4 protein-coding genes are annotated in these 3,515 nt (G+C 61.9%); 3 read left to right on the top strand and 1 reads right to left on the bottom strand.

The features are described 5' to 3' along the window. Positions 1 to 268 precede the first annotated feature (268 nt). Positions 269 to 763, bottom strand: a complete 495-nt coding sequence (locus THIDRDRAFT_RS22955) for a transposase (protein ID WP_007043329.1) — start codon at positions 761 to 763, stop codon at positions 269 to 271. 243 nt (positions 764 to 1,006) lie between these two features. Here THIDRDRAFT_RS22955 and THIDRDRAFT_RS22950 point away from each other — a divergent pair, with 243 nt between their 5' ends. The 3 genes from THIDRDRAFT_RS22950 to THIDRDRAFT_RS26980 all read left to right on the top strand — a co-directional run. Next, complete coding sequence (locus THIDRDRAFT_RS22950) at positions 1,007 to 2,020, top strand: polysaccharide deacetylase family protein (RefSeq protein WP_040845951.1); 1,014 nt, start codon at positions 1,007 to 1,009, stop codon at positions 2,018 to 2,020. A 193-nt stretch (positions 2,021 to 2,213) separates the two neighbouring features. Beyond that, positions 2,214 to 3,125, top strand: coding sequence for an IS4/Tn5 family transposase DNA-binding protein (locus THIDRDRAFT_RS24285; protein WP_007043327.1), 912 nt, complete (start codon positions 2,214 to 2,216; stop codon positions 3,123 to 3,125). Continuing rightward, positions 3,022 to 3,515 (top strand): IS4 family transposase (locus THIDRDRAFT_RS26980; RefSeq protein WP_245535920.1); only part of this gene is annotated, 494 nt, incomplete at its 3' end. The genes THIDRDRAFT_RS24285 and THIDRDRAFT_RS26980, both read left to right, overlap by 104 nt.

Here is a 3,515-nt window from a genome sequence, read left to right as displayed (position 1 = left end):
CCACGATCTGCTCCGGCGGCAGAGGGGCGAATTCCGGGCGATGACAGGCCTCCAGAATCGCCTGCTCTTCCTCGGGCTGAGCGCATTGGCTGGTTTGGGACGAACAACCGTCGGGCGTTGGTCTTCGCGTACCCCGCCCTCGCATGTCCAGCGTTGAACCGTGCGCACACTCAGGCCCAAGACCTCACAGGCCGGCGCCAAGCGTGCCCCCACTGTTGGGCCTGTTCGATCAGCTCCACGGCTCGACGGCGATCTGAGGCACTGACCATCACGCCTCTACCCCCCAGATCGCCTGCGCTTTTTTTGACAGCACCAGCAGGGCCGCCGTCTCCGCCAGCGCCGACTCCTTGCGCTGTAACTCCCGCTCCAGCTGCCGAATGCGCTGACGCTGCACTTTCAGCTCCTCGCCCTCGCGCCGTCGCTCCTGCACACTCAGGTTCCCCGCCTGCTCGCAGTCCTGACGCCAGCGGGCCAACTGCTCCGGATACAACCCGCGACGCCGACAGTATTCGGCCACTTCCTCGCTGTTCATCCCCGCCGTCTCCACCACCGCCCCAAAGCGGTCCTTCGACGACCAGGACTTCGACCCGGTGGCATCGGCATCCGGCAGGCATCGACCTGCGGCTCGCGCCTCTTTGCGCCATTTATACACCGTCGGCAACGAGATCCCTTCCTGCTCGGCCACCGCACGCGGACTCAGATTCTGCGGCGGCAGCAACTTCGCTACGATTGCCGCTCGGCGTTCTTCGGAATACCCACTCATCACTCAGTTCCTCACGCCCCCAGATGTGTTAAGAAAGATAGCAGGGGCAGGTGACACTTATCCTGACACTGAGGGCTCTGCTGGGAAAGGCAGTCGTTTGAAGGTCGATAATGGGATCGTTGAGCTTGCGGATTCGTTGCTGGAGAAGTTGGAAGGCCACATGTTTCATTAGATGCGTCTGGTCGTTGCGGTTGCAGTCGCTTGGTGTAGACTTGCACATAGATCTAGGAGTCTTGTTACGTGATGGGTGGCTGGAATAAGTTGCTCGAGAACCCTCTGTTGTGGGCTACTCGAACCGGGCTCGGTGTGGTTTCGCCTCGTGGAGAGACTGCGCGCTTGACAGTATTGATCCATCATAGAGTCCTCGCGGCGCGTGATCCTGTACAGCCCTCGGTCATTACGGCGCCTGAGTTCGCAGGCCAGATGGATATGTTGCGGACGTGTTTTCGGGTACTTCCGCTACCGGATGCCATCATCGCGTTAAGGGCTGGAACCTTACCATCTCGTGCCGCATGCATTACATTCGACGACGGTTACGCCGACAACCTAACGGTTGCGCTTCCCATCCTCCAAGAGAGAGGGCTGCATGCCACCTTTTTTGTGACGAGCGACTACCTCGACGGCGGTCTGATGTTCAATGACAGGCTCACGGAAGCAGTGCGTATCGCTCCAGAGGGGCGGTACGACCTCAGCGACATTGAGTTGGGTTGTTATGACCTGGAGTCTCTGGCGTCGCGGATACTGGCCATTGATGACCTGGTCAAGCGGGTCAAGTACCTGCCGCCGACATTGCGGCAGGAGCGTGTGGCTCGGGTTGCGGAGCGGCTGTGCGGCGATACACCATTGCCCGACAACCTCATGATGACGAGCGATCAACTTCTCGCCTTGCGGGATGCTGGGATGGAGATCGGCGCGCATACGGCAAGCCATCCGATTCTGGCGGAGATGTCGGATGATGAGGCGAGGGCTGACATCATTCGCGGCAAGCTGCGGCTAGAGGAGATCTTGGGCGAGCGAGTCCGCTTATTCGCATACCCAAATGGCCGACCAGGTTTGGACTATTACTTGTCGCACGTCAGGATGCTTGAGGAGTTGGGCTTCGATGCGGCTGTCTCGACTGCGCGGGGCGTTGCGACCCGCCAGACAGACCACTTCCAATTGCCGCGTTTCTCGCCCTGGTCGCGTCGGCCGATGCGGGCAGCCTTGCTACTGATGCGCAATCTGACACAGCGGCGGCCGACGCCGCCCTTGCTGTAAATCGGGGTAGCGATTGCTGCGTGGTTGATCCCGTCGTTGCAGCGTTTCACTCGTGCTAAGGCATCCCTTTACCCATATCTCGAACCAGTTTCGCACACATTTCTTGTTCGATTGCAGCCCAAGACTGGATTCGTCGCCTGGGTTTCCGTTGCACTGTTTGTGACGTGAACGCCGACAGCTGGGATGGAGAACGATGCACGAGACAGCGCGAAATCAACCGATTGATCGAGCCCCCGAATTTCCCGAGGACCTGCCGCTGGGCACCTTGGAGCAGGAGCTTGGCACCATCGATCTGGGCGATGTCCGCCTGAATCGGCGCTCGCGGCGGGTGCTGGGGAAACTGGGTATGAAGCCGAGTGAAAGCATTCCGACGGCCTGCGGCGGGTGGGACGAGACGCGCGCGGCCTATCGCCTGCTCGATCAGGATCGTGTCACAGCGAAGCGGGTGCTGGCGCCGCATGTGGAGCGTACCGAGGAACGCCTGCGCGCCCATGAGCGGGTGCTGTGCATCCAGGACACGACCGAACTTGACTACACCACCAAGAAGGGGCGCATGAATGGCCTGGGGCCGCTCAACTACGAATCGCGCTGGGGGCTGTATCTGCATCCGACCCTGGCGGTCACCCCGGATCGGATCCCGTTGGGCGTCCTGGACACGCATACCTGGGCCCGCAAGCCCGGCCGTCTGGGGCAGGACAAAGCGGCCAGCCGTCCGCTCGAAGAGAAAGAGAGTGCGCGCTGGGTCGAGGGGTTCGCGCAGGTCAACGCCCTGGCCGAGGCCCTGCCCGACACGCGCCTGACCTACATCGCTGACCGCGAGGGCGATCTCTACGACCTGTTCGTCGAAGCCCCTTGTCCCGATCACGGGGCCGATTGGCTGGTGCGGGGTCAGTATCATGAACGTCGGCTCAGCGATGGACGCACCCTGCGCGAGGCGCTGGCGGACGCGCCCGGGCGGACACGGCAAACCGGCCCGTCCCGTCGAGCAGCACCTCAAGGCGGTGCGTGTGACCTTGAAGGCCCCGCACCGTCGCGACCGTCGGCTCAGCAAGGTCACTGTCACCGCGCTCTTGGCCACGGAGATCGACCCTCCCAGCAACGATGACCCGCTCGAGTGGCTGCTGCTGACCAATCTCCCCGTCGAGACGCCCGAACAGGCGCTCGAGAAGATCGCCTGGTATCTGTGTCGCTGGCAAGTGGAGGTCTTCTTCAAGATTCTCAAAAGTGGCTGCAAGATCGAGCGCTTACAGTTGGAGGAACGCAAGCACCTGGAGCCCGCCATCACCTTCTACATGATCATCGCCTGGCGCGTTCTGTTGCTCACCCACCTCGGGCGCGCCTGCCCCGAGTTGCCCTGCGATGTCGTCTTCGACGCGGCCGAATGGCAGGCCGTCTACCTCGTCACCCAGCGCCAAGCTCCACCAGAAGAACCACCCTCGCTCGATGCCATGGTCCGCATGGTGGCCTCCCTCGGTGGCTTCCTCAACCGAAAAAG

This window comes from Thiorhodococcus drewsii AZ1 (genome assembly GCF_000224065.1).
Taxonomy (GTDB): domain Bacteria; phylum Pseudomonadota; class Gammaproteobacteria; order Chromatiales; family Chromatiaceae; genus Imhoffiella; species Imhoffiella drewsii.
Note: the sequence above shows the minus strand (reverse complement) of the source record. Positions and strands in the feature narration are given on the sequence as shown.

Excerpts from the sequence above, each read along its gene's own strand:
- THIDRDRAFT_RS22955 (WP_007043329.1), bottom strand. The coding sequence starts at position 763 with ATGAGTGGGTATTCCGAAGAACGCCGAGCGGCAATCGTAGCGAAGTTG.
- THIDRDRAFT_RS22950 (WP_040845951.1), top strand. The coding sequence starts at position 1,007 with ATGGGTGGCTGGAATAAGTTGCTCGAGAACCCTCTGTTGTGGGCTACT.
- THIDRDRAFT_RS24285 (WP_007043327.1), top strand. The coding sequence starts at position 2,214 with ATGCACGAGACAGCGCGAAATCAACCGATTGATCGAGCCCCCGAATTT.